The sequence below is a fragment of the Haladaptatus paucihalophilus DX253 genome, from assembly GCF_000376445.1.
GTDB lineage: Archaea > Halobacteriota > Halobacteria > Halobacteriales > Haladaptataceae > Haladaptatus > Haladaptatus paucihalophilus.
This window is the reverse complement of sequence record NZ_AQXI01000001.1, coordinates 964795-988749: the sequence shown is the minus strand read 5'-3', so window position 1 is coordinate 988749 and position 23955 is coordinate 964795. Positions and strand designations below refer to the sequence as shown.

General features: G+C 62.2%; 19 protein-coding genes and 1 tRNA gene. 12 read left to right on the top strand and 8 right to left on the bottom strand.

Annotation, left to right across the window (positions count from 1 at the left end; genetic code table 11):
• Nucleotides 1-5 precede the first annotated feature (5 nt).
• Nucleotides 6-1367, bottom strand: coding sequence for a bifunctional metallophosphatase/5'-nucleotidase (locus B208_RS0105595; protein ID WP_007977606.1), 1362 nt, complete (start codon nucleotides 1365-1367; stop codon nucleotides 6-8).
• A gap of 82 nt (nucleotides 1368-1449) precedes the next feature.
• Between B208_RS0105595 and B208_RS0105590 the strand changes: the two genes are divergently transcribed.
• From B208_RS0105590 to B208_RS0105575, 4 genes are all read left to right on the top strand, one after another.
• Complete coding sequence (locus B208_RS0105590; RefSeq protein WP_007977605.1) at nucleotides 1450-1689, top strand: DUF5816 domain-containing protein; 240 nt, start codon at nucleotides 1450-1452, stop codon at nucleotides 1687-1689.
• Between the two features lie 102 nt (nucleotides 1690-1791).
• Complete coding sequence (locus B208_RS0105585) at nucleotides 1792-2115, top strand: DUF7116 family protein (protein ID WP_026177747.1); 324 nt, start codon at nucleotides 1792-1794, stop codon at nucleotides 2113-2115.
• 106 nt (nucleotides 2116-2221) lie between these two features.
• A complete protein-coding gene (locus tag B208_RS0105580) occupies nucleotides 2222-2710 on the top strand; it encodes a DUF309 domain-containing protein (RefSeq protein WP_007977603.1) in 489 nt (162 codons plus the stop codon).
• Between the two features lie 76 nt (nucleotides 2711-2786).
• Nucleotides 2787-3593: a M99 family carboxypeptidase catalytic domain-containing protein gene (locus tag B208_RS0105575; protein ID WP_007977602.1), complete on the top strand. Its 807-nt coding sequence runs from the start codon at nucleotides 2787-2789 to the stop codon at nucleotides 3591-3593.
• On the opposite strand, the gene B208_RS0105570 is transcribed toward B208_RS0105575, so the two are convergent.
• Both B208_RS0105570 and B208_RS0105565 read right to left on the bottom strand, forming a co-directional pair.
• Nucleotides 3594-4043, bottom strand: coding sequence for a UPF0179 family protein (locus B208_RS0105570; protein WP_007977601.1), 450 nt, complete (start codon nucleotides 4041-4043; stop codon nucleotides 3594-3596).
• Between the two features lie 53 nt (nucleotides 4044-4096).
• Nucleotides 4097-4483, bottom strand: coding sequence for a DUF5820 family protein (locus B208_RS0105565; RefSeq protein WP_007977592.1), 387 nt, complete (start codon nucleotides 4481-4483; stop codon nucleotides 4097-4099).
• A gap of 531 nt (nucleotides 4484-5014) precedes the next feature.
• On the opposite strand from B208_RS0105565, the gene B208_RS0105560 reads away from it, so the two are divergent.
• From B208_RS0105560 to B208_RS0105545, 4 genes are read left to right on the top strand one after another with little or no spacing between them, the layout of a single operon-like run.
• The gene (locus B208_RS0105560; RefSeq protein WP_007977590.1) at nucleotides 5015-7087 is read left to right on the top strand and encodes a PrkA family serine protein kinase; all 2073 of its coding nucleotides are present in this window, start codon (nucleotides 5015-5017) and stop codon (nucleotides 7085-7087) included.
• A gap of 3 nt (nucleotides 7088-7090) precedes the next feature.
• On the top strand, nucleotides 7091-9376 hold the full coding sequence (locus B208_RS0105555; protein ID WP_007977588.1) for a PrkA family serine protein kinase: 2286 nt from the start codon (nucleotides 7091-7093) through the stop codon (nucleotides 9374-9376).
• Entirely contained in the window at nucleotides 9367-10674 is a 1308-nt protein-coding gene (locus B208_RS0105550; RefSeq protein WP_007977586.1) for a YeaH/YhbH family protein, read from the top strand. The genes B208_RS0105555 and B208_RS0105550 overlap by 10 nt, the downstream gene beginning before the upstream one ends.
• Nucleotides 10671-12653, top strand: a complete 1983-nt coding sequence (locus tag B208_RS0105545) for a SpoVR family protein (protein ID WP_007977584.1) — start codon at nucleotides 10671-10673, stop codon at nucleotides 12651-12653. The genes B208_RS0105550 and B208_RS0105545 overlap by 4 nt, the downstream gene beginning before the upstream one ends.
• Here B208_RS0105545 and B208_RS0105540 read toward each other — a convergent pair.
• From B208_RS0105540 to B208_RS0105530, 3 genes are all read right to left on the bottom strand, one after another.
• The gene (locus B208_RS0105540) at nucleotides 12645-13853 is read right to left on the bottom strand and encodes a DUF7504 family protein (RefSeq protein WP_007977582.1); all 1209 of its coding nucleotides are present in this window, start codon (nucleotides 13851-13853) and stop codon (nucleotides 12645-12647) included. The two genes, B208_RS0105545 and B208_RS0105540, sit on opposite strands and share 9 nt — an antisense overlap.
• Before the next feature lie 621 nt (nucleotides 13854-14474).
• Nucleotides 14475-14549 (bottom strand) — tRNA-Glu (locus B208_RS0105535).
• Nucleotides 14550-14669: 120 nt separating this feature from the next.
• On the bottom strand, nucleotides 14670-16637 hold the full coding sequence (locus tag B208_RS0105530; RefSeq protein ID WP_007977580.1) for a 3-hydroxyacyl-CoA dehydrogenase/enoyl-CoA hydratase family protein: 1968 nt from the start codon (nucleotides 16635-16637) through the stop codon (nucleotides 14670-14672).
• Between the two features lie 115 nt (nucleotides 16638-16752).
• On the opposite strand from B208_RS0105530, the gene B208_RS0105525 reads away from it, so the two are divergent.
• The 4 genes from B208_RS0105525 (at nucleotide 16753) to B208_RS0105510 (ending at nucleotide 21735) form a co-directional block, all read left to right on the top strand.
• A complete protein-coding gene (locus tag B208_RS0105525; RefSeq protein WP_007977579.1) occupies nucleotides 16753-17907 on the top strand; it encodes an acyl-CoA dehydrogenase family protein in 1155 nt (384 codons plus the stop codon).
• Between the two features lie 150 nt (nucleotides 17908-18057).
• A complete protein-coding gene (locus B208_RS0105520; protein WP_007977578.1) occupies nucleotides 18058-18351 on the top strand; it encodes a DUF7344 domain-containing protein in 294 nt (97 codons plus the stop codon).
• Between the two features lie 255 nt (nucleotides 18352-18606).
• Nucleotides 18607-20109, top strand: coding sequence for a S8 family peptidase (locus B208_RS0105515; RefSeq protein ID WP_139025487.1), 1503 nt, complete (start codon nucleotides 18607-18609; stop codon nucleotides 20107-20109).
• Nucleotides 20110-20226: 117 nt separating this feature from the next.
• Complete coding sequence (locus tag B208_RS0105510) at nucleotides 20227-21735, top strand: S8 family peptidase (RefSeq protein WP_139025486.1); 1509 nt, start codon at nucleotides 20227-20229, stop codon at nucleotides 21733-21735.
• Nucleotides 21736-21857: 122 nt separating this feature from the next.
• Here the strand turns inward: B208_RS0105510 and B208_RS0105505 are convergent, their stop codons facing one another.
• Together B208_RS0105505 and B208_RS0105500 are read right to left on the bottom strand one after the other, a co-directional pair.
• Nucleotides 21858-22475 (bottom strand): DNA-3-methyladenine glycosylase family protein, encoded by a 618-nt coding sequence (locus B208_RS0105505; protein ID WP_007977575.1) that lies wholly within the window; start codon nucleotides 22473-22475, stop codon nucleotides 21858-21860.
• A 92-nt stretch (nucleotides 22476-22567) separates the two neighbouring features.
• Nucleotides 22568-23926: a RimK family alpha-L-glutamate ligase gene (locus B208_RS0105500; protein WP_007977574.1), complete on the bottom strand. Its 1359-nt coding sequence runs from the start codon at nucleotides 23924-23926 to the stop codon at nucleotides 22568-22570.
• Between the last annotated feature and the right edge of the window lie 29 nt (nucleotides 23927-23955).

Here is a 23955-nt window from a genome sequence, read left to right as displayed (position 1 = left end):
CCTTACTATCTTTGCGCGATGCGACCCTCTATCTGGGGGTCGATGCCGAATCGACGGGCGTAGTCGGCCAGCACCTCGTACTGTACGTCTCCGGTTTCGACGTGGTGGTCGATGTCGAGCGCGGGGAACTCCCGGTCGCTGTGCAGGAGGTACTCGGTCGTCGCGAGGCTGTAGGTCGCGTCGTCCCGAATCTCGCGTCCGGCGATGGTCGCGGATTCGAGCGCGTTCTCCGCCCGGTTCCAGACGAGTTCGACCCCGCTCAGGTGACCGTGCCACCAGTCGTGTTCGGCGAACCCGATGGTCGGGTCGTGAGCCTGCCGGAACACGTCGAGGAGTTCGTCACCCGAGAGTTCCGCGACGACGACGCGCTCCTGAAACGGCAGGACGCTCACGAGGTCACCGACGGTCACCTCGCCCGAAAGCGGGTCGCCTTCGCGGATTCCGCCGCTGTTTTGCAGGCCGACGGCCGCGTCGGTCGCCCAGCGGTAGGCGTCGGCGACGAAGTTCCCGATTCGACTCTCGCCGCGGAAGGTCGTGGTTTTGGTTCGTTCGATGGGGTCGTCCACGCTCGCGACGACCGAACCGAGTCCGGCCGACTCCTTTCGTTCGTACAGCCGACCGGCCACGTCCTCGTTCCGCGGTGCGTCCGCGACGCGGTGTCGGGTCACGGTCGGTTCGGACCCGCCGTCGAAGGCCACTTCGAGGAGGACGTGGCCGTTGACACCCGGACGGGTAACGAGCGTCCCGTTCAGCTGTTCCACCCGCTCGGAGTGGACGTGTCCGCCGAGGATGACGTCGATATCCACCGCGTCGGCGAGCGCTTCGTCGCCGCGGCCGAGGTGAGAGAGCGCGACGACGATATCGACGCCCTCGTCTCGGAGACGGGAGACGGTTCGTTCGGCCGCCGCTATCGGGTCGGTGAACGTTAGTTCGCTCGCGTTCGGATTTATCGACGCCGTTTCGGGCGTGGTGACGCCGAAGAATCCGACCCGGGTACCGCCGATATTTCGGGTCGCGTACGGCGCGGTTCCGGCACCGGCCGCGAACCGGTCGTCCCCTTCGCGGACGTTGACGGTGAGCCACGTCTGGGGGGAGCGCCGGACGAGTTCGCGGGTGCGGTCGATTCCGTAATCGAAGTCGTGGTTGCCGAACGTCCCGAAATCGGGGGAGATAGCGTCGAAGAAATCGAGGGCTTGCCGCCCCTCGGTGACGAGCGAGAGGACGCCGGGGGCGGTGTTGTCCCCGGTTCCGACGACGACGGTTCGGTCGTCGCGTCTGGCGTCGATACAACCCGCCAGTCGGCCGAGTCGGTCCGGGTCGTCGTAGACGTTCTCGATGTCCGAATAGTGGAGGAGTCGGAGGGTCATTGCCGACGTGTCTCAGGGAGGAGACAAGATACCTTCGATACGTTCAACATCCCTAAATCGATGGGCCGACAAGGGGTGGATAATGACCACAGCGACGACGCCGGATGACGAAACCGTCTACATCAACGAGTCGGAAGGAACTCGCGGGTCGAAAGGTCCGTTTTTCGTCGTCTATCGCTCGCCCGAGCACGAACGGCGCTACGGCTACTTCTGTGCGAACTGCGAGACGTTGGACAACGCGATGGATTCGATGGGCCGCATCGAGTGCAACCGGTGTGGAAACCTCCGCAAAGCGACGGAGTGGGACGCGGCACACGAGTGACCGCCGTCCGGTAGGCATCCGTTTCGATATTTTGAATAGAGGGTGACATTTGTTCGAATCCGCAAGAACATTTATTACGTATTGTGTGTTACGTTCACATGGATGGCCCCTGTTAGCACACCACCGACCAAGGAGGCCAGGTCGATTTTCAACAGCCTCGGATACGAGGTATTGGACGACGGAGACGAATTTCGCGCCAGACGAAAGTGGCGCGAGGTACGCGTTTCCGCCCTCGCGGATTCCGGGGAGGCTCCGAAATATGGGACGCTACGTTGCTTCGTGACGTGGACGGAGAATGCGACACGACTGCGAAAACGGATTCGGGATTCGAACCCGGACTACGAGTGGGCAGTCATCGCGGTCGATGAAAGTGGCGACTACGAAGTCGCGCGAGCGCCGCCGAGCAAAGCGGTGGTTGCGCAGTAGGGACCGAACGAATCGAGCGAAAACGAGTATCGATTTTTCTCGACGCGTCGAGGACGACCAGTACCAACACACAAACGACTGGACCACCAACGACCAAGCGACCGCAATGGACGACCACACACGCGACCCGACCGCCGACCCGCCACCGACCGGCCGAATCCCGTCGGGGTGGCTCCCGGAGCGAGACTGCTGGGAACACGGAACGCTTCGAACGGCGGTGGTTCACGGCGTGCGACTGTTCAACGCCGGGGAGTTCCACGAGAGCCACGACTGCTTCGAGGACGAGTGGTACAACTACGGCAACGGGTCGGTCGAGAGCGCGTTCCTCCACGGAATGGTGCAGGTCGCGGCGGGCGCGTACAAACACTTCGACTTCGAGGACGACAGCGGCATGCGCTCGCTCTTCGAAACCGCGCTTCAGTACCTCCACGGCGTTCCGAGCGACTTCTACGGCGTGAACGTCACCGACGTGCGAACGAAAATGACGAACGCGTTGGACGACCCGACGGTGCTCCACGGGTGGAAAATAGAACTGGACGGGGAACGGCCGACCGTCAGAGAGATGGATTTCGACTACGCTGACGGGCTGGAGTAGTCGCCAACACGGTACCCTTTTGCCGCGAAATCGCGAGTGTAAAGCGCTTTCAAGCTTCGACACCTGACTTCGGTAAATGCGAATCGAGCAGTTAGGTGAAGGAACGCCGGAAGTGGCAGTCGTCGCCGGGATTCACGGCGACGAGCCGTGCGGTCCGAAGGCGGTCGATAGACTGCTGTTGGAGGACCCGGACGTGGAGCGGGCGGTGAAGGTCGTCGTCGTCAACGAGCGCGCGCTCGAACGCGGCGTCCGGTACGTCAACGAGGACTTGAACCGCGTCTTCCCCGGCGACCCGAACGCGGAGACGTACGAGCGGCGGTTGGCGCACGACTTGGTGTCGGAGCTACGGGACTGTACGGTCCTCTCGCTTCACTCCACGCAATCGTACGCGAGGCCGTTCGCGCTCGTGGACCGGGTGAACGCGGTCGCGCGGTCCATCTGCCCGTACCTGCCGGTCTCACAACTGGTCGAGACGGACAAGTTCACGAAGGGAAAACTCATCTCGCATCCGCACACGCTGGAGGTCGAGTGCGGCCTGCAAGGGTCTCCCGAGGCGGTCGACAACGCCTACGACCTTGTTCGCGGGTTCCTCGCGGGAACGGGTGCCCTTCCGTTGCCGGAGGGCAAAAATCCGGTCGATGCGGGCGAACAGGACGAGGTGGAAGTGTTCCGGATGGACCAACCGGTGCGGAAAAACGGCGGCACGGAGTTCGAAGTGTTGGTTGAGAACTTCCAGCGGGTCGAGCGGGGAGAGCCGTTCGCAACCGCCGACGGGGACGAACTGGTCGCCGAAAACCCGTTCGTTCCGGTGTTGATGTCGGCGTACGGCTACGAGGACATCTTCGGCTACACGGCGGAGTACATCGGCGTGCTGGGGAACTGATTACTCGTCCGTCTCGTCGAACTCGACGAGCGTCAGGTCGCGGTCCAAGTGGCAGTAGTCGTGGGGAGGGTCCCCGACGATTTTCGAAATCCGGTACTCCTCGTCGAAGTCGGCACCGGTGGGTTCGCAGAACTCGTGGCTCGGGCACTCGACGTGCGGGCACGGCCCTTCGAGTTTCGCGTTGCTCCCAGCGTAGGCGTTCCGCGCGGAGACGTTGGCGCGGACGGTCGCCGGTTCGACTTCGACGGCGCTCACGCCGTCGTCGTGGACGCCACAGGGGAGCGTCTGTGCGCCATCCCTGACGTCCGTGACGCGATATTTCACCCCCTCGGAGAGATTGAGACACTGGTTTCTGTAGGGACAGCCCTCGCAGGCGCTGGCTTCGCCCTGATAGACGAACTCCTGACCGACGTCCGCGAGGCGGGTTCCGACGAGCGTGATGGTGGACATAGGCGGGCGTAGGTGTGGCCGCCGGTTAAGCCTCTCGCCACGACGAAATCCCGCTACTCGGTTCGTCCGGTCAACTCGTCCAGTTTGTCGAGGTACGCCTCGCGCGGAACTAGATACCACGACCGGTAGTCCACTTCGCCGCGGTCGAACTCGTCCGCGAGCGCGACGGCGGCCTCCAATGCTTCATCGCGCGAGGAGAACCGCGGCGTCCGCGGCAAAGCGACCTCCGGTTCGAGGAAGAACTCGAAATACCACGAGTCGGTCGCCCGGCGCTCCTGCGGTGGCCGATTCGGGGTCCCTTGCGTGAGATACAGCGTCGGCATACACTCCGGCGGGAACTGCCGCGTGTCGAACACGTCCGGCCGGTAGGCGAGGATGCACCGACCGTTCGGTTCCTCGTTCCAGACGACCCACGACTCGGGGAGGTTCTCGATGGACACGAACGGCGGTTGGCGGCGGACGGGTGTAAGGGTTGTCAGTCCACGAGCATCGACCTTGCATATAAAGGGTGGGTTCGGTGTGATTTTTCACAATGGCCGATTTGAACGCTACAGGCCCACTCGTTCGTAACTTCGGGTCTTTCGGATGCTTAATCTATATCAAAAGAATCTTGTGCATGGGCAACAGTTATATATGGCCTCGTCCTATCCATTAAACAGTATCGGGTGGTAGCAGTCCGCACGGTACACGGTCTCGAACCATACGCTTCCGGGTGGATGGGTTTCGCTGGAATACGCCGACTGGTTTCCGAAGCGGTGGATGGCACGCACAATGATCCCGCGATTGACGCAGGAGTTACTGCGGGCGCGCTCGCCGTCGCCCGACAAGCCCCGCCGGAGAGCAATCGCGGTGTTCCGACCGACACAACTTTGTGAATGCGTGTCGACTACGTACTTCCCGCCGGTATCGGGCCGCCCGGTCGGTCTCTCTCTCCCTTGGTCCATACGAAGTCCCAAACAATGCGTGATACAATGAAAGGTGACATCGAAACGCTGGACGACCTCAGCCGCAGTTACCAGGAATCGATGCCGGAAGACCTCCGTGAAACGAAGTCCTTCGACTGGTACCTCCGAGAGGTATACGAAGACCCGAAGGTAGCTAGAAACGCCCACCAGCGAGTCGCCGATATGTTCGACTACTACGGCACGGAGTACGACGAAGACTCCGGCGTCGTCGAGTACCGACTCGCGTCCGAAGACCCCATATTCGACGGGGAGAACACGTTCTACGGGCGTGAAATCCACCGTGCGATTCACGAGTTCGTGAACAAGGTGAAGAGCGGTGCGCGCGGGCTCGGTCCCGAAAAACGCATCAAGCTCCTCCTCGGACCGGTCGGGTCGGGTAAATCCGACTTCGACCGACAGGTCCGCAAGTATTTCGAGGACTACACCCTCCACGACGAGGGGCGACTGTACACCTTCCGGTGGACGAACCTCTGTGACGTCATTCCGGACCAGGACCCGTCCGACGACGAGATTCGGTCGCCGATGAATCAGGACCCGCTCGTCCTGCTGCCGCTCGAACAGCGCCAGCGCGTCATCGACGACATCAACGAGGAGTTGGACGCGCCGTACACCATCAAAAACGAGCAGGCGCTCGACCCCGCGAGCGAGTTCTACATGGATTCGCTGCTGGCCTACTACGACGACGACATCAAGCAGGTGCTCGAGAACCACATCGAGATATTCCGCCTCGTCGCCGACGAGAACAAGCGCCAGTCCGTCGAAACGTTCGAGCCGAAGGACAAGAAGAACCAGGACGAGACGGAGTTGACGGGCGACGTCAACTACTCGAAGATCGCCATCTACGGCGAATCCGACCCGCGCGCGTTCGACTACTCCGGCGCGTTCTGTAACGCGAACCGGGGTATCTTCAGCGGTGAGGAACTGCTCAAACTCCAGCGGGAGTTCCTCTACGACTTCCTGCACGCCACCCAGGAACAGACCATCAAGCCGAAGAACAACCCCCGCATCGACATCGACCAGGTCATCGTCGGCCGGACGAACATGCCCGAGTACCGGGACAAGAAGGGCGACGAGAAGATGGAGGCGTTCAACGACCGGACGAAGCGCATCGACTTCCCGTACGTCCTCGAATACGAGTCCGAGGCCGACATCTACCGGAAGATGCTCCGCAACGCGGACGTGCCCGACGTGCACATCGAACCGCACACCCTGGAGATGGCGGGGCTGTTCGGCGTGTTGACCCGCATCGAGGAGCCGGACACCGAGATGGTGGACCTCCTCCAGAAGGCCAAATCCTACAACGGCGAAATCGAGGACACCGACGACATCGACGTGAAGAAACTCCGCGAGGAAGCCGAGGAGAAAGCCGACATCGGCGAAGGGATGGAAGGCGTCTCCGCGCGGTTCATCGGCGACGAAATCGCGGAGGCCATCATGAACTCCACGCACCGGAGCCGCGGCTTCCTGAGTCCGCTGTCGGTGTTCAACCACTTCGAGGAGAACTTGGAGAACCACGGGTCCATCCCCGAGGAGAACTTCGAGACCTACTACCGCTACCTCGAAACGGTCCGCGGAGAGTACCGCGAACGCGCCATCGAGGACGTGCGCCACGCGCTCGCCTACGACATCGACGAAATCCAGCGGCAGGGTGAGAAGTACATGGACCACGTGATGGCCTACATCGACAACGCCACCGTCGAGGACGAACTCACGGGGCGCGAGCAGGAACCCGACGAGAGCTTCCTGCGCGCCGTTGAGGAGAAGTTGGAGGTTCCCCGCGACCGCAAGGACGACTTCCGGCAGGAAGTGTCGAACTGGGTGTCGCGGCGCGCCCGCGAGGGGCAGGCGTTCGACCCGCAGGACAACGACCGCCTGCGCCGCGCCTTGGAGCGCAAACTCTGGGAGGACAAGAAACACAACATCAACTTCTCGGCGTTGGTGTCGGCGAATGAAATGGACAACGACGAACAGAACGCGTGGGTGGACGCGCTCATGGAGCAGGGCTACTCACGCGAGGGCGCGAAGGAGGTGCTCGAATTCGCCGGGGCGGAAGTCGCCCGCGCCGAAATGGAGGAGTGACCAGTGACCGAAGGGAGCGACTACATCGACGACGCGAACCGTGAACTCCGCGAGACGTACGAGGAGCCGATGAGCCTCGCGGAGTACGTAGACGCGGCGTTCGAAAACCCGACCATCGCCTCGCACGCGAGCAAGTACCTCCTCGAAGCCATCGAGTCCATGGGGACTCGAACGGTGGTCGAAGAGGGCGAGGAGAAGGAGCGCTACCGCTTCTTCGACGACCCCCACAACGACGGGGAACACGCCATCCTCGGCAACACCGAGGTGCTCAACGCGTTCGTGGACGACCTGCGGTCCATCGCGGCGCGGCGCGGCAAGGAGGAGAAGATAATCTGGTTCGCCGGGCCGACGGCGACCGGGAAGTCCGAGCTGAAACGCTGTCTCGTCAACGGACTCCGCGAGTACTCGAAGACGCCCGAGGGACGGCGCTACACCGTCGAGTGGAACATCGCCACCGCGACGGACGCGCCGGGACTCACCTACGGCGACGACGCGGTTGCGACGAGCGAGGAGAACTGGTTCGCCAGTCCCGTTCAGTCGCATCCGCTGCTCGTCTTCCCGCCGCGGGTGCGCGAGCGACTGCTCGACAGGCTGAACGACACCATCGACGACCACCTCGACATCCTCGTCGAGGGGAAACTCGACCCGTTCAGCCGGGAGGCTTACGACTATCTGGAAGAGCAGTACCGACGCGACGGTGAGGAAGAACTGTTCTCAGCCATCACCGACCCGGCGCACCTCCGGGTGAAGAACTACGTCGTTGACGTCGGCGACGGCATCGGCGTCCTCCACTCGGAGGACAGCGGCCGCCCGAAACAGCGACTGGTCGGCAGTTGGATGCAGGGGATGTTGCAGGAACTCGACTCGCGGGGGCGCAAGAACCCGCAGGCGTTCAGCTACGACGGCGTGCTCTCGCAGGGCAACGGCCTGCTGACCATCGTGGAGGACGCTGCCCAACACGCCGACTTGCTCCAGAAACTGCTCAACGTGCCGGACGAGAAGGCGGTGAAACTGGACAAGGGCATCCAGATGGACATCGACACGCAACTCGTCATCATCTCGAACCCCGACCTCGAAGCGCAGTTGAACCAACACGCGGACGCCGGGGGAGCGGACCCCCTCCGCGCGCTGAAGCGCCGCCTCGACCGTCGGGAGTTCCGCTACCTCACGAATCTCAGTTTGGAGGCCGAACTCATCAGGCGCGAACTCACGAACGAGACGGCGGTGTGGCAGGCGGACGTGTACGACGAACTCGACGCCCGGATTCGGGAACCGGTCGGCGTGCGGGTTCGGGACGGCGACGCCATCAACGAGCGCGAACTCGCTCCCCACGCCATCGAAGCCGCCGCGCTGTACAGCGTGGTGTCCCGACTCGACGCGAGCGACGTGCCCGCCGGACTCGACCTCGTGGACAAGGCCGTCCTCTTCGACCGCGGCTACCTGCTGGACGGCGACGAGCGCATCGAGAAGGACGACTTCGACTTCGACGACGACGCGACGGACGGGTCGGGCGGCATCCCGGTCACGTACACCCGTGATATCATTGCCGGACTGCTCAACGAAATCCGTGACCGCCACCACTCCGACTACGACGTCGAGCAGGTCATCATGCCCCGCGACGTTCTCAACGTGATGGCCGAGAGCATCGGTGACGCCCCCGTCTTCTCCGCGGCGGAGCGCACCGAGTACGAAAACCGCCTCGTCCCCGTGAAAAACTACATCTTCCAACAGCAGGAGGGCGACGTGCTGGACGCCATCATGCGCGACCGGCGCGTGGACGAGGAGACCGTCGCCGAGTACATCGAACACGTCTACGCGTGGGCGACCGGCGAGGAGGTCGAAAACGAACGCGGCGAGCGTATCGAACCGGACGCGCTGAAGATGAAGGTGTTCGAGACGGAGCACCTCGGCCGGTTCACCCCCGACGCCTACGAGGCGAACCACGAGGCGAGCCCCGCGGTGGCCGAGTTCCGCCGGAACAAGGTCATCACCGCCCTGAACCGCCACGCGTGGGAGAACCGGAACGAGGAGTTCGAAGTCGGCAACATCGACCCGAAGGAGGTTCCGATCATCAAAACAGTGCTTGCAAACAACGACTGGGACGACGTGCACCGTGTCTACGAGGATTTCAACCCGAGCCAGTGGGAGAATCCGCCGAAGAACACCGAGACGGCCGAGGTGAAAGAACAGACCATCCAGAACCTACAGGACCTGTTCGGCTACTCGCCCGCCTCGGCGGAACTGACGAGTCAGCACGTCATGAATCAGGTGAGCTACAAATGGGACTGAGAGACGACCTCGAACGGTACAGCGAAGTCGGCGAGGACCGCCGCGAGGACCTCGCCGAGTTCATCCAGTACGGTGACCTCGGTCAGAGTCTCCCGGACGAGATTCACATCCCCATCAAAATCGTGGACCTCCCGGAGTTCCAGTACGACCGCCGCGACAAGGGCGGCGTCGGCCAAGGGGAACCCGACGTGGGCGACCCGGTCGGCCAGCCACAGCCACAACCCGGCGACGACGGGGACGAGGGCGACCCTGGCGACGAGTCGGACGAACACGGCTACTACGAGATGGACCCGGAGGAGTTCGCCGAGGAACTCGACGACGAACTCGGGTTGAACCTCCAACCGAAGGGCAAGGAAGTCATCGAGGAGATAGAGGGCGACTTCACCGATATGACGAAGACCGGCCCCGACAGCACGCTCGACTTCGAGCGCATGTTCAAGGAGGGGCTGAAACGCAAGCTCGCGATGGACTTCGACCCCGACTACATCCGCGAAGCGATGGGCGTCGAGGGCTGGGGACCGGACGAGGTGTTCCGCTGGGCGCGGGAAAACAACCTCACCGTCTCGAAGCGGTGGGTCGAGGAGAACTACGACGACCTGCCCGAAGACGAGCGCTCGAAGTGGGAGAGCATCGAGGAGATGGAGTCGAACGTCCAGCCGACGAGCACCGCGCAGAAGATTCGGGAACACGGCGTCAAGAACATCCCGTTCCGGCGGGAGGACGAACGCTACCGCTACCCCGAAATCATCGAGGAGCGCGAGAAGAACGTCGTCGTCGTCAACATCCGCGACGTGTCCGGGTCGATGCGCGAGAAGAAACGAGAACTGGTCGAGCGGACGTTCACCCCGCTGGACTGGTACCTCACCGGAAAGTACGACACGGCGGAGTTCGTCTACATCGCCCACGACGCGGAGGCGTGGCGGGTCGAACGCGACGATTTCTTCGGTATCCGGTCGGGCGGGGGGACGAAAATATCGTCGGCCTACGAACTCGCGGGCCAAATCCTCGAAGAGGAGTACCCGTGGGCCGACTGGAACCGCTACGTGTTCGCGGCGGGCGACAGCGAGAACAGCCGGAACGACACGGAGGAGAACGTCATCCCCCGGATGGAGGAGATTCCGGCGAACCTGCACGCCTACGTCGAAACGCAACCGGAGGGCAAGGCCATCAACGCGACCCACGCGGAGGAGGTCGAACGGCACTTCGCCGAGACGGATAACGTCGCCGTCAGCTACGTCAACGGCCCGGAGGACGTGACGAGTGCGATTTACGAAATCCTGAGCACGGAGGCATCATGAACGAGCGAATCGAAACGCAGCGCGAGGCGGAACAGGTGCGCGAACCGGTCGTGGAAGCGCGAAAACTCGCGCGGAAACTCGGGCTCGACCCCTACCCCGTGAAGTACTGGATCGTCGATTACGACGAGATGAACGAACTCATCGCCTACGACGGGTTTCAGGAGCGATACCCGCACTGGCGCTGGGGGATGAAGTACGACCGCCAGCAAAAGCAGGGGCAGTTCGGCGGGGGCAAGGCGTTCGAAATCGTCATCAACGACGACCCGGCTCACGCCTTCCTCCAGCAGTCCAACAGCCTCGCGGACCAGAAGGCGGTCATCACCCACGTCGAAGCCCACTCGGACTTCTTCGCCAACAACCGCTGGTATCGGATGTTCGCGGACGACCTCGACGCGGCGGCGCTCCTCTCGCGCCACGCCGACCGCGTGCGTCGTATCATGGCCGACCCCGAAATCGACCGCGAGGAGGTCGAGAAGTGGATCGACAACGTGCTCTGTCTGCAGGACAACATCGACCAGCATCAGGCGTTCAAAAACCAGCACCGGGTCGAAGACGAGGAGCACGAGACCGACGAACTCGCGGACCAACTGGAAGACATGAACCTCAGCGACGAGGTTCGTGACGAGGTGTTCGACGACGAGTGGCTGGAAGCTCAACAGGAAAAACAGGCCGGAACGCTCGAAGAACCGGAAAAGGACATCCTCGCGTACCTCCGCGACCACGGGCACGCCTACGACCCCGAGGAGGGCAAGGCGGTCGAGATGGAGGAGTGGCAGACGGAGATTCTGGAGATGCTCCGCACGGAGTCCTACTACTTCGCGGCCCAGAAGACGACGAAGGTGATGAACGAAGGGTGGGCCGCCTATTGGGAGTCGATGATGATGGGCGAGGAGTGCTTCGCGGGCGCGGACGAGTTCATCGAGTACGCCGACCACCAAGCGCGCGTCCTCGGGTCGCCGGGGCTGAATCCCTACAAACTCGGCAAACAGCTGTGGGAGTACATCGAGAACACCGAAAACCGGCGCGAGGTCGTTCGGAAGCTCCTCCGCGTGAAGGGAATCACGTGGCGTAACTTCCACGACGTGGTGGATTTCGACCGCGTTGCGGACCTCATCGAACCCGACCCGGCGCTCGAAACGATATCGTCGGAGACGCTTTCCGACCTCGAATCGCTCCCGTCCGAGACGGTCGACGCGGAGGCGCTGGAGCGCGCCGAGGAGGGCGAAATCGACGTCGATTCCCATCCGTGGAAAGTGCTCACCTACGAGGGGCTCGCCGAGCGACACTTCTCGCTCTGCAAACTCCAGAATCAGGGCTTCCTCGAAGCCATCCCGCAAGCGGATTTGGAGCAGTACGCCCGCTACATGATGGACGACGAGCGGTACGAAAGCGTCGAGGAAGCGATGGCGGACGTGGCGTACACCGCCGGGTGGGACCGGATGTACGAAGTCCGGTCCAGTCACAACGACGTGACGTTCCTCGACGGCTTCCTGACGAAGGAGTTCGTGGTCGATAACGACTACTTCACCTACGAGTTCAGTCGGACGACCGGCGACTACCGGGTGACGAGCACGGAGTACGAGGACGTAAAGAAGAAGTTGATGCTCCAGTTCACCAACTTCGGGAAGCCGACGATGGCCGTCTACGACGGCAACTACGACAACAAGAGCGAACTCCTGCTCGGCCACCACTACAACGGCGTCATGCTCGACCTCGACCAAGCGACGCGTACGCTGGAGCGCATCTACGACCTCTGGGGCCACCCGGTGAACCTGAAGACCATCGTGAAGGAAATCGACGAACGCGACGCCGAAATCGCCCGGCGGCGCGACCGCGAACCGGAACCCGAGGAGCAAGGAAAACTCATCCGCTACGACGGCAACGAGTTCGAGATGCGCGACTTGCCGTGGAGCGAAGTCGAGGACATCGCGGCGACGGACGTGGATTACAACACGAAACCGGACGAGTGGCTAGCGTGAGTCGTAGAGTTTGATCTCACCGCTATCGACCACCACTTCGTATCCTTCGTACTCGAACGTCGCGTAGACCGAGATATCGGTGTGTTCGGCGAGTCGCTGCAACGCGTCGATGTCGATGACCTCGGCGAGGACGGGCCGTAGTTCCGTCGCGTGGCTGTCCGAAACGTCGCCGAGCGCCCGTGCGAGCGTCACGACGACCGAATCGGGCGCCGTCCCGTACACCGTCCAGTACGCTTCGCTCGACTCGTCCATCGCCCGGTCGTCGATTCGAACCGGCTCTTGGCCCGGAAAGACGGGTGTCGTCCCCGTCGCGGCGTCGTCCGCCGTCAACCGGACGTATTGTTTCAACGTCTCCGCCTCGGTCCTTGCGGAGACGGTCTCTTCGTCGCGTTCGAGAACGCCGACCGCGGCCAACGCCGGGAGATGGACGTGATGAAGAGTGATGTGAACACGTTCTATCTCGTTTTCGCTCGGCGTTCCCGACCGCTCCCACGCGGCGACCTGCTCCGCGATAGCCGAGATGGGCGCGGAATCCACGACTTCGGAAAGGTAACGACAGACCAGTCGGCGGCGCGGCGCGCCGAGAAGCGACGAGAGAATTTCGGCGGGGACGGGTTTCTCGAACCCGCTTTCGTGACATTCGCCAGCGACATCGAACAGCGAGCGTAGCATGGCTACCGTCGTCTCGTCGTGCTGGTCCGGGTCGAGATGGAAGTGCGCGACGATATCGCGTTGGCGGAGAAACTCCGTCAGCGAGTGCAGGAATCGAAACGCGGTCGTCCGGTCCACGTGACGAAGCACCGCCGAAATCGAGTCGAAACAGAGTATCGTCGGATAGTCGTTCGCGGCCCACTCGTCCAGATATAGGTGAATCGTGGTTTCGAGTCGGCCGAGACTGGCGGGGTTCGCAAGCGAGACGTCGTTGTCGTCGCCGGGTTGCAACCGGTGCGTTCCGGTCCGTGCACCACCGCCACCGACGGCGACGACGCCGAACTCCGTCGGTTCGTCGCCGATGCGCGACTCCCAGTGTTTGTACACGACTTCCGGCGCTCGGTTGTACGTCACGATGAGGACGTTTCGGTCGCTCCCGTCGCCGACGGAGAGTTGGCGTACGCAGTCGCTATCGTCCCCTCTCCCCATCGCGGCGGTAAAGAGAAGACCGCTTCCGACGCCGAATGATGAATCGCCTGCTGTGGTCATATCGTATGTATCTGCGACTTATTTCCTTCTCACGGGTGGCGAACGCATCGTCTGACGTGTCATAGAAAGGAATCCGGGAATAATAAAGATATCCGCTAGACTATTTGAACGGCCGAGTACACGTCATATGTTTTCACGGTTTATCGGCCGTTTTCTCCGCATTTTGTTGTTTGCTGTCTGTTTTTATCTCTGATATTTTAGTGTTGGTGAGTGAGATGTCACTTCAAAGCAGAGCCTCGACGTGGGGAGGAGCGACCACACAGCGGTCGCTTGCGGAACTGAAATCGGGAAAATGCTCGGTCAGGGATTTGAACTTGCCGAGACGGTCCGGGCATGCGTCTCGTCTGCTCAAATCCTTCCCTACGCATCGCTTCTTATCACACGGGAAGACAAACCGCGTCTTCCCTGCTCCCGTTCGCTTCGTCGCCGGCGCTTCGCGCCGGCTTCCAACGGGACCTTCGGTCCCGCCCGGCTTACGAGAACTTTGTTCCTCGAAAAGTGCTCGGTCAGGGATTTGAACCACCTGAAGACGCTTCCTCGCCTTCGGCGAGACTGCTTCTTCCGTACTTCAAATCCCCGACGCTCCGCGTCTTCTTCACTCACTTCGTTCGTTCAGAAATATGCTCGGTCAGGGATTTGAACCCTGGTCCTCGGCTCGAAAGGCCAAGATGATTGGCCGGACTACACCAACCGAGCGTCCTACGCTTCTTCGCACTCATTGCTTTCTGGTGGACTAGTTTAAACCTTCCGTTATCGACCGACAGCGGGCGGATTCCGCGTCAATCGGTGCCATCCCTTGTGGGAAGGGATAGCAGTTTACTTCCCTTCGAACTCGGGTTCCTGCTTCCCCATGAAGGCGGTGATGCCTTCCATCAGGTCGTCGGTGGCCATCAGGTGGCCGAACGCTTGGGCTTCGATTTCGAGTCCGGCTTCCGTGCTCTCCCAGCCCTTGAGCATCGCGCGCTTCGTGAACTTCTGGGCGATGGGCGGGCCGCCCGCGAGGTTCGCGGCGAGCTCGAACGCGCGGTCCTCGAACTCGTCAGTCGGAACGACCTCGTTCACGAAGCCGTAGTCGGCCATCGTCTCGGGCTCGAAGCGGTCGGCCGTGAAGATGATCTCTTTGGCTCGACCTTCGCCAACGATGTGCTGGAGGCGCTGGGTGCCGCCCCAGCCCGGCAGGAGGCCGAGGTCGTGTTCCGGCTGTCCGAGTTCGGAGCGCTCGCTGGCGATTCGGAGGTCGGCGCACATGGACAGCTCCATCCCGCCGCCGAGACAGTAGCCGTCGATTCCGGCGACCACCGGCATCGAACAGGATTCGAGTTTGCCGAACGTCTCCTGACCCTTGCGCGAGAGTTCGATGGCTCCAATCGGGTCGGCACCGCCCGCGGCCATGCTCTGGACGTCCGCACCGGCGGAGAACGCCTTGTCACCCTCGCCCGTGATGAGGACGGCGCGAACCTCGTCGTCCGCCTCCAACTGGTCGATGGCTTCGGACAGTTCGTCGAGTAGTTGCCCGCTGATGGTGTTCATGCGGTGCGGTCGGTCGAGGACGATTTGCCCGACCATCTCGCCCGGCTTCTCGATGCGGATGGCCTCGAACTCGATGCCCTCGTCCTCGGTCTGGTCGGCGAAACCGCCGATGTCGGCGCGCTCTTCGAGGTAGTCCGCGGGCTCGTACCGCGCCGCACCGGTTTCCTCGTGGAGGGATTCGAGCGTTTCGAGCAGGGTGTCCAGTCCGGCGTCGTCGGCCATCCGGGCCGGGCCTTCGGGGAAGCCAGCGCCGAGCATGACCGCTTCGTCTATCTCGCTCGCGGGCGCGACGTCGTTGCCGACGAGGTTCGCCACCTCGTTCGCCATCACGGCCTGCAGACGGAGTACGATGTCCTCGCTTCCGGCGTCGGTCGGGATATCGACGCCGCCGTTCTCGTAGTCGTAAAACCCCTCGCCGGTCTTCTTGCCGAGGTCGCCTTCCTCGACCTTCTCGGCGAGGAGCGGACACGGCTCGTAGGCGTCGCCGAGCACCTCGTGCATGTATTCGAGGACGTGGTAGCCGACGTCGATGCCGACCTGATCCGCGAGTTCGAAACTACCCATCGGCAGGCCTATGTCGAACTTCGTCGCGCTGTCGACTTCCTCGACGGTGGCGTCGCCGGACTCGACGATCCACGCCGCCTCGTTCATCAGGGGGACGAGCACGCGGTTGACGATGAATCCGGGGCTGTCCTTGCGCACGCGAACCGGCGTCTTGCCCATCTCCTCGGCCAACTCCTCGGTCACGTCGAGAACGTCCTCGTCGGTGTGTTCGCCCGTGATGACTTCGACGAGTTGCATCCGAACCGGCGGGTTGAAAAAGTGCATCCCGCAGAACCGCTCGGGGCGGTTCGTCACCTCGGACAGTTCGGTTATCGAGAGGCTGGACGTGTTCGTGGCGAAGATGGCTCGGTCGGGTGCGTACTCCTCGAGCTCGCCGTACACGTCCTTCTTGATGGCCATCTTCTCTGGGACGGCCTCGATAACGAAGTCGGCGTCGGAGACGGCTTCCTCGAAGTCCACGAGGGGCGTCACGCGGTCGAGCGCGGCGTCGGCCTCCGCCTCGCTGATCTGCTCTTTCTCGGCGAGTTTGTCGAGGCTCCATTCGATACTCTCGTAGCCGTTCTGGACGAACTCGTCTTTGATGTCGCGCAGGTTCACGTCGAATCCCGCGAGTGCGGCGACTTCCGCGATTCCGTGGCCCATATTGCCAGCTCCGAGAACCGCTATGGTGTTGATATCTTCGAGCTCCATGTAAGAAACCTCGTTACGGGGGTGTTTCAACGTTTCTCTCTCCGAGCTAATAAACAGTCTCCCAGTTTATATCCGGTTACAAAACGATTTATTCGTTGCCCCGTAACTCATGCACATGGACTTCGAGCTGACAGACGAGCAGCAAGCCATCCGTGACGAAGTGCGGCGGTTCGCAAAGAACGAGGTCGAACCCATCGCGAAGGAGTACGACCAGAAGGAGAAGTATCCGTGGGAGATTATCGACAAGGCGGCCGAGATGGGTCTGACCGGCGCGAACATCCCCATCGAGTACGGTGGCGCGGGTTACTCACCCCTCGAAGTCGCCATCATCGTCGAGGAACTGTTCGCCGTGGACCCCGGTATCGGTCTCTGCATCACGAGCACGGCCTTCGGCGGGGACGCCATCCGCGAGTTCGGGACCGAAGAGCAGAAAGAGAAGTATCTCGCGCCGGTCGCGGCGGGCGATGCCGTCATGGGGACCGCCATCAGCGAACCCGACACCGGTTCGGACGTTTCCTCCGTCTCCACGACCGCCGAGAAGGACGGCGACGAGTGGGTCATCAACGGCAACAAGATGTGGATCACGAACGGGTCCATCGGCGACTACTTCGTCGTCATGACGAAGACCGACCCCGACGCCGACGACCGCTACGCCGGGTTCTCACAGATTATCGTCGAGTCCGACCGCGACGGATTCGAGGCCGACAAGATAACGGGCAAACTCGGTATCCGCGCCTCCGACACCGCCGAACTCATCTTCGACGACGTGCGCGTTCCCGAGGAGAACCTCGTCGGCACGCGCGGCATGGGCTTCCTCCAACTCATGCAGTTCTTCGACGAAACCCGGACGGCCGTCGCCGCGCAGGGTGTCGGTATCGCCAAGGGTGCCTGTGAACGCGCGCTCGACTACGCCCAAGAGCGCGAGCAGTTCGGACGTTCAATCAGCGACTTCCAAGCCATCCAGCACAAACTCGCCGAGATGCACACGAAGACCGAGGCCGCGCGTAATCTCACCTACAAATCCGCGTGGAGCGTCGCCAACGGCGACGGGCAACTGACCCAACTCGCCTCGATGGCGAAGGAGTTCTCCTCGCGCGTCGCGGTCGAATGCGCCGACGAAGCGGTCCAGATTCACGGCGGTTCGGGCTACGTCAACGACTTCGACGTGGAACGACTCTACCGCGACGCGAAGATTACCCAGATTTACGAGGGCACGACTGAAATCCAGAAGAACATCATCGCCCGCGAACTGCTCGGCAAAGGGTTCTGACGACCCACCGAACCATACCTAGGTGTGTAGGCATCGTTCTTTTGCGTTTCTCTCGTAACAATGCTAGTAACGATGAGTTCCAACTCGACTAGTGTTACAGGTACGAATTCGGAGGATGACTGGGGTAGGCCGGACGAGCTCGATACGATAATGGAGGTCCTCTCCGACCATCATCGCCGATACGTTCTCTATCACCTTCGAAACAGCGACAATTCCGCCGAATGCGAGGAACTCGCCGAACGAATCGTCGAGTGGGACGACCGCACGACGGAGCACGACGAGGAGGACGTTCTCACGGAATTGCGTCATAAACATCTCCCGAAGATGGAAGCGGCCGGTATTCTCGACCGAGAGGGTGAGAAAGTCCGGTTCGACGAGCCGAACATGCCGATAGAGTCGTACCTCGACCTCGCGGTCGAGTTGGAACCCTCGGAGAGTTTCTAGTCACCATCGAGACGGCTGTATCGCTTCAACGCGGCGCCACCACGGCGCCGCGAACGAGGACCCGACTTCGAACCTGTTTTCGCGGAAGCCACCCCCGTCCGCGAGTGTCGTCCCGTCGCGTTCATTTCCGTCGCATTCATTTCCGTCGTATTCGTTCCCGCCGTCTGGACACGCGTTATCACCGTCGCCTAGACACGCGTTATCTGTTGCCGGAATACATAACGTTAAAACAAGGAACAATTGATATCTACCGGAATGTCACAAAAACCAACTCGACGTTCCTTTTTGAAAGGTGCAGGGGTGGCCCTCGCAGGGCTGACGATGACGGTGCCGACGATTTCCGCGAGTTCGTCGGAAGACCGATACATTCTCGACCTCCGGTCCGTGAGCGAAAGCGATTTGGCCGATGTCGAAGTCGTCCACCGGCTCGACCAAATCGACATCGCCGTCGTCAGGGCCGACGACGCGAAGATGAGCGGAACTCGGTATTCGAAGGACGTAGAGATGACTGTCACGTTCCCCGAGGTGGAACATCACGGGGACGAACACGACCGACACAAGCGGATGAGCGACCCGTTGTATCGACTTCAGTGGGACAAACAAGCGCAGGACGTTCCGCGCGTTCACCGCAGGACGCGCGGTGAAGGGACGCGCGTTTCGGTCATCGACTCGGGTGCGTTCGAAGACCATCCGGACCTGCAATCCGCGCTCAACACCGACCTCTCGAAGAACTTCACCGATGACGGCGGTGACTTCAATCCGGTCGAGAGCGACCACGGAACGCACTGCTCGGGTATCATCGCCGCCGACGACCGGAACGGCAAGGGTGTCACCGGAACCGCGCCTGGCACCGACCTCGTCGCCCTTCGCGTGTTCTCCGGGCCGACCGCCACCTTCGGCGATATCATCGCGGCGATGGTGTACAGCGGGGATATCGGATCGGATGCGGCGAACATGAGTCTCGGCGCGTATCCGATGCCGAAGGATTCCGACACCGCGGTCGTCCGCGATGCCATCGAGCGCGCGGCCTCGTACGCGAACGAACAGGGAACGCTCGTGGTCGCGGCAGCGGGGAACGATTCGGCCAACCTCGACGCCGACGGCGACGTGATCAGCCTCCCGAACGAGGCCGACAACGTGATGAGCATCAGCGCCACCGGTCCCATCGGCTATCGGTGGGACGACGAGGGGAGCGGAAGGGAAAAGCGCAACTACCACGCCGCGCTTCACCACCTTCGAAAACCGACGTACGAACCCGCCTTCTACACCAACTACGGCGCGGAAGCGGTGGACATCAGTGCTCCCGGCGGCAACGCGGATCAGGACGCCATCGGCACCGATTCCAAATGGTACTACGACCTCGTTCTGAGCACCGTCTTCACCGAATCGGACGGCGAGCGCGTCGCCGACTACGGTTGGAAGGCGGGGACGAGCATGGCGTCGCCGCAAGTGGCGGCGGTCGCCGCGCTCGTCAAGAGCGTCAACCCGGACGCGACGCCCGGCGAAGTGCGCGAACACCTCGAAGCCACGGCCCGCGACCTCGACGACCCGACCTACCACGGCGAGGGACACCTCGATACCGCCCGAGCGGTTTGGGAGGAAATAGGGGACGACGACCACGACCACGGTCGTGGCCACGGTCACGGTCACGATGATGACCACGACCGAGGTCACGGCGGCCACCGAGGTCACGACGATGACCATGGTCACGATGATGACGACCACGACGGCACCCGCGGTCACGGCCACGACGACTGAACTCGTTGTCTCTGGCTTCACTCGTTTAAATGACATTAAATAAAAACACATCTTTAAAATTTTTAAACAATAATGGAGTATTAAGATTAATATATTTGTAATGGGATGTGCAACCGAATGTCACGAAAACCGACGCGCCGTTCTTTCCTGAAGGGCGCAGGGGCTGCACTTGGCGGACTGACACTGACGATGCCGACCGTTTCGGCGGAATCGCGCGAAGACAGATATGTCGTCGATTTGCGAGATGCCCCGTCGGACGTCCTCGACGGACTCGAAGTCGTCCATCATCTCGACCAGATAGACATCGCCGTGGTCAAGGCGGAGAAGAGCGACGTCAGCGGAACGCGCTACTCGAAAGACGTTGAGATGGAGCTCAACCAAGCCGAGACCGAACACCACGAACATCCGGATCACCATCCCCACGATACGCGCTACGACCTTCAATGGGACAAACAGGCACAGGACGTCCTACAGGTCCACCGCAGGACGCGCGGCGAAGGGACGCGCGTCTCGGTTATCGACTCGGGTGCGCTCGAAACCCACCCGGACCTCCAACACGCGCTCAACACCGACCTCTCGAAGAACTTTACCGGCGACGGCGGCGATTTCAACCCGATACTCAGCGACCACGGAACGCACTGCTCGGGTATCATCGCCGCTGACGGGTCGAACGAAGATGGCGTTATCGGCACCGCGCCGGACACCGACCTCGTTGCCCTTCGCGTGTTCACGGGACCGTTCGCCACCTTCGGCGACATCGTTGCCGCGATGGTGTACAGTGCTGACATCGAGTCCGACGTGGCGAACATGAGCCTCGGCGCGTACCCGCTCCCGAACGATTCCGATACGGCACTGCTACAGGAGACTATCGAACGTGCGTCGGGATACGCAAACGAGAACGGGACGCTCCTCGTCGCGGCGGCGGGGAACGATTCGGCCAACCTCGACGCCGACGGCGACGTGATCAGCCTCCCGAACGAGGCCGACAACGTGATGAGCATCAGCGCCACCGGTCCCATCGGCTTCCTCTGGGACGACGAACAGCGGAAGGAGAAACACGAGGAGAAACGCGGCCACGGCGGTTGGCACCACGACCGTCACCACTACAAGCGGGCGCTGCATCACTTGCGAAAGCCGACGTGGGAACCGGCGTACTACACCAACTACGGCGCGGAAGCCATCGACATCAGCGCCCCGGGCGGAAACTTCGACCAGGACGCACCCGAGGACGCCAACGCTCAGTACGACTTGGTACTGAGCACGGTCTTCGAGTGGGGCGACGAGGACGACGACGCGGACATGGTCCCCGCGTACGGTTGGAAGGGAGGAACGAGCATGGCGTCGCCGCAAGTGGCGGCGGTCGCCGCGCTCGTCAAGAGCGTCAACCCGGACGCGACGCCCGGCGAAGTGCGCGAACACCTCGAAGCCACGACCCGCGACCTCGACGACCCGACCTACCACGGCGAAGGTCACCTCGATACGAAACACGCCGTGTGGCGGCGAATCCGTGACCACGATCACGGTCACGGCCATGGCGGCCACGGTCACGACCACGGACATGACCACGGCCACGGTCACGATGATGACGACCACGACGGCGACCACGGACACGGCCACGACGACTGATAGTTCGGACTCGCGGTGAACGCGACGGAACGACGGCAACCACGTTTTCTCTCCGCTTCAGATACGAGCACAAGCGACCGCCGCATCGGAAGCGTTCTCCGCTCTCTCGAAGCGTTCTCCGCTCACTCCGATTCGTACTCGGCCCAGATGTATCGGGTCGCAACCGAGCGGTAGGGCCGCCACCGCTCGCCGATTTCGCGCATCTCCTCGCGCGTCAGTTCCTCGCCGTCGCCGTACAACTGCTGAATTCCGCGCCGAACCGCGAGGTCTCCGAGCGGAAGGATGTCCTCCCGTTCCAGCACGAACAACAGGTACATCCGTGCGGTCCAGTCGCCGACGCCTTTGATTTCGGTCAGCGCGTCCACGACCTCCTCGTTCGAGTGCGCGGCCAGCCCTTCCGCGGTAAAATCGTTCCGCCGGAACGCGCGCGCCGCGTTCTTCAGGTACTCGACTTTCGTGCGCGAAAGCCCGGCGTCCCGAAGGTCTGCCTCGCCCGCGTCCAGCACCGTCTCCGGCGTCACCTCGCCGAGCAGGGCGAAGACGCGCTCTTTCACCGCCGCGGCGCTCGCCGTCGATAACTGCTGGTTGATGATGGAGATACAGAGCCGTTCGTACTCCGTCCAGTTCGATTCCGTGTACGGGTCGTGCTTGTCGAGCAGTTCCGCCATCACGGGGTCCTCGCGGAGGACGCGCTCGGCGCTCTCGGCATCCGCTTTTGCCCCGTCACGGGAAGGTTCCATACTGCCCAGCGGTACGAATCCGAGCGTAAAAAACGGCGTGCTTGGCGGCGTCGGGCCGACCTCGCGTTCACATCGTCCTCGAACGCGGTCGATTACCCTTCCTGTTCCTCCTCTTCTTCCATCTCGGCTTCTTCCTCGCCGTCGACGCGCCGCCGAACGTCCACCTGATAGTGTTCGAGGATGTCGCGGCCGAGGAGGACCGGGTAGTCCATGTGACTTCGGTCCTCGATGCTCGCGGTGACGGTGTGGCGGTTGCCGCCGACGCCGATAACCACGTCGACGACGGGACGCGACTTGCTCGCCTTTCGGCTCCCGGATTTGACGCGCGTCATGCTCTTGATTGGACCGGCACCGATTTGCGCCGCGAGTTTGGTGTCGATACTCGACCGGGTGGCCCCCGTGTCGGATTTGGCGACGACAGTCTCCGACCCGCTCGTTCCGCTCACCAGCACTTCCTCGGTGTAGCCGATGACGACGGGTTCGGTCGGCTCCGGGCTGCTGCTAACGGGTTTGCACGATGGAACCGAATCGTCGAGCGTGGCGGTCAGTTCCTCGACGCGGGTGTCGTCCACTTCGCCGCCGCCCGCTTCGATAGCGGCCTTTGCGATGTACGGTGCCGCGCTCCGCCCGGTCGCCTTGTACAGCCCTTTGAACCCGGCCGTCGGGTTCACTTCGAGGACGTACCAGCCGTCGTGTCCCTCGATGAGGTCGACACCGGCGTAGTCGAGACCGATGACGTCCGTCGCTCGACGAGCGATGTCCACCACGTCGTCGGGGAGGGCGTCGGTCATGTCCTCCACGTCGCCGCCGAGCGCGACGTTCGTTCGCCAGTCGTTCTCCGGCGCGTAGCGGTTCATCGCGCCGACGATTCGGTCGCCGACGACGTAGACGCGGAGGTCCCGGTGTCGTCCCTCGTCGCGTTCGATGAGTTCCTGGAGGAACGCCTGCCGCTCGCCGACGCGCGGATTGACCAACTCTTCCGCGCCGACCTTCCACGTCCCGCCGCCGTGGGTTCCGATGGCGGTCTTGTAGACCGCTTCCTCGCCGTACTTCGCCCGCCCGTCGTTCAGGCGGTCGGTGTCGAGCGCGAGCAGTGCATCCGGGACTTGGATGCCAGCGTCCGCGAGACTCGACGCGGTGGAGAACTTGTGAATCGCCGTCATCACCGCGTGTGGTCGGTTGAGAATCGGAACGAGAGAGTCGTATATGTTCGCAAGTCCGAGGGCTTCGGAGGGTTGTTCCGTATTGGACAGCAACAGCCGGTTCGCAACGACGTCGATGTCGGGTTCGAGCGTGACGTCTCCGTCCTCGATTTCGACCGCCGTGTTCTCGTGGCGAAGCCACTCCGGTTCGTGACCGAGGTCTTCGATGGCGTTGCAGATCGCTTTCGTTTCTTTGCTGTTGTGTAGACTGAGTACTCCTACGCGAACGGGCGAACCGTCAGAATCCATGTAGGGTACATTTCGTCCGTTCGGCCTTA

Excerpts from the sequence above, each read along its gene's own strand:
- B208_RS0105520 (WP_007977578.1), top strand. The coding sequence starts at position 18,058 with ATGGAGGTCCTCTCCGACCATCATCGCCGATACGTTCTCTATCACCTT.
- B208_RS0105530 (WP_007977580.1), bottom strand. The coding sequence starts at position 16,637 with ATGGAGCTCGAAGATATCAACACCATAGCGGTTCTCGGAGCTGGCAAT.
- B208_RS0105560 (WP_007977590.1), top strand. The coding sequence starts at position 5,015 with ATGAAAGGTGACATCGAAACGCTGGACGACCTCAGCCGCAGTTACCAG.
- B208_RS0105525 (WP_007977579.1), top strand. The coding sequence starts at position 16,753 with ATGGACTTCGAGCTGACAGACGAGCAGCAAGCCATCCGTGACGAAGTG.
- B208_RS0105575 (WP_007977602.1), top strand. The coding sequence starts at position 2,787 with ATGCGAATCGAGCAGTTAGGTGAAGGAACGCCGGAAGTGGCAGTCGTC.
- B208_RS0105580 (WP_007977603.1), top strand. The coding sequence starts at position 2,222 with ATGGACGACCACACACGCGACCCGACCGCCGACCCGCCACCGACCGGC.
- B208_RS0105545 (WP_007977584.1), top strand. The coding sequence starts at position 10,671 with ATGAACGAGCGAATCGAAACGCAGCGCGAGGCGGAACAGGTGCGCGAA.
- B208_RS0105590 (WP_007977605.1), top strand. The coding sequence starts at position 1,450 with ATGACCACAGCGACGACGCCGGATGACGAAACCGTCTACATCAACGAG.
- B208_RS0105505 (WP_007977575.1), bottom strand. The coding sequence starts at position 22,475 with ATGGAACCTTCCCGTGACGGGGCAAAAGCGGATGCCGAGAGCGCCGAG.
- B208_RS0105595 (WP_007977606.1), bottom strand. The coding sequence starts at position 1,367 with ATGACCCTCCGACTCCTCCACTATTCGGACATCGAGAACGTCTACGAC.
- B208_RS0105585 (WP_026177747.1), top strand. The coding sequence starts at position 1,792 with ATGGCCCCTGTTAGCACACCACCGACCAAGGAGGCCAGGTCGATTTTC.
- B208_RS0105540 (WP_007977582.1), bottom strand. The coding sequence starts at position 13,853 with ATGACCACAGCAGGCGATTCATCATTCGGCGTCGGAAGCGGTCTTCTC.
- B208_RS0105515 (WP_139025487.1), top strand. The coding sequence starts at position 18,607 with ATGTCACAAAAACCAACTCGACGTTCCTTTTTGAAAGGTGCAGGGGTG.
- B208_RS0105550 (WP_007977586.1), top strand. The coding sequence starts at position 9,367 with ATGGGACTGAGAGACGACCTCGAACGGTACAGCGAAGTCGGCGAGGAC.
- B208_RS0105510 (WP_139025486.1), top strand. The coding sequence starts at position 20,227 with ATGTCACGAAAACCGACGCGCCGTTCTTTCCTGAAGGGCGCAGGGGCT.
- B208_RS0105570 (WP_007977601.1), bottom strand. The coding sequence starts at position 4,043 with ATGTCCACCATCACGCTCGTCGGAACCCGCCTCGCGGACGTCGGTCAG.
- B208_RS0105500 (WP_007977574.1), bottom strand. The coding sequence starts at position 23,926 with ATGGATTCTGACGGTTCGCCCGTTCGCGTAGGAGTACTCAGTCTACAC.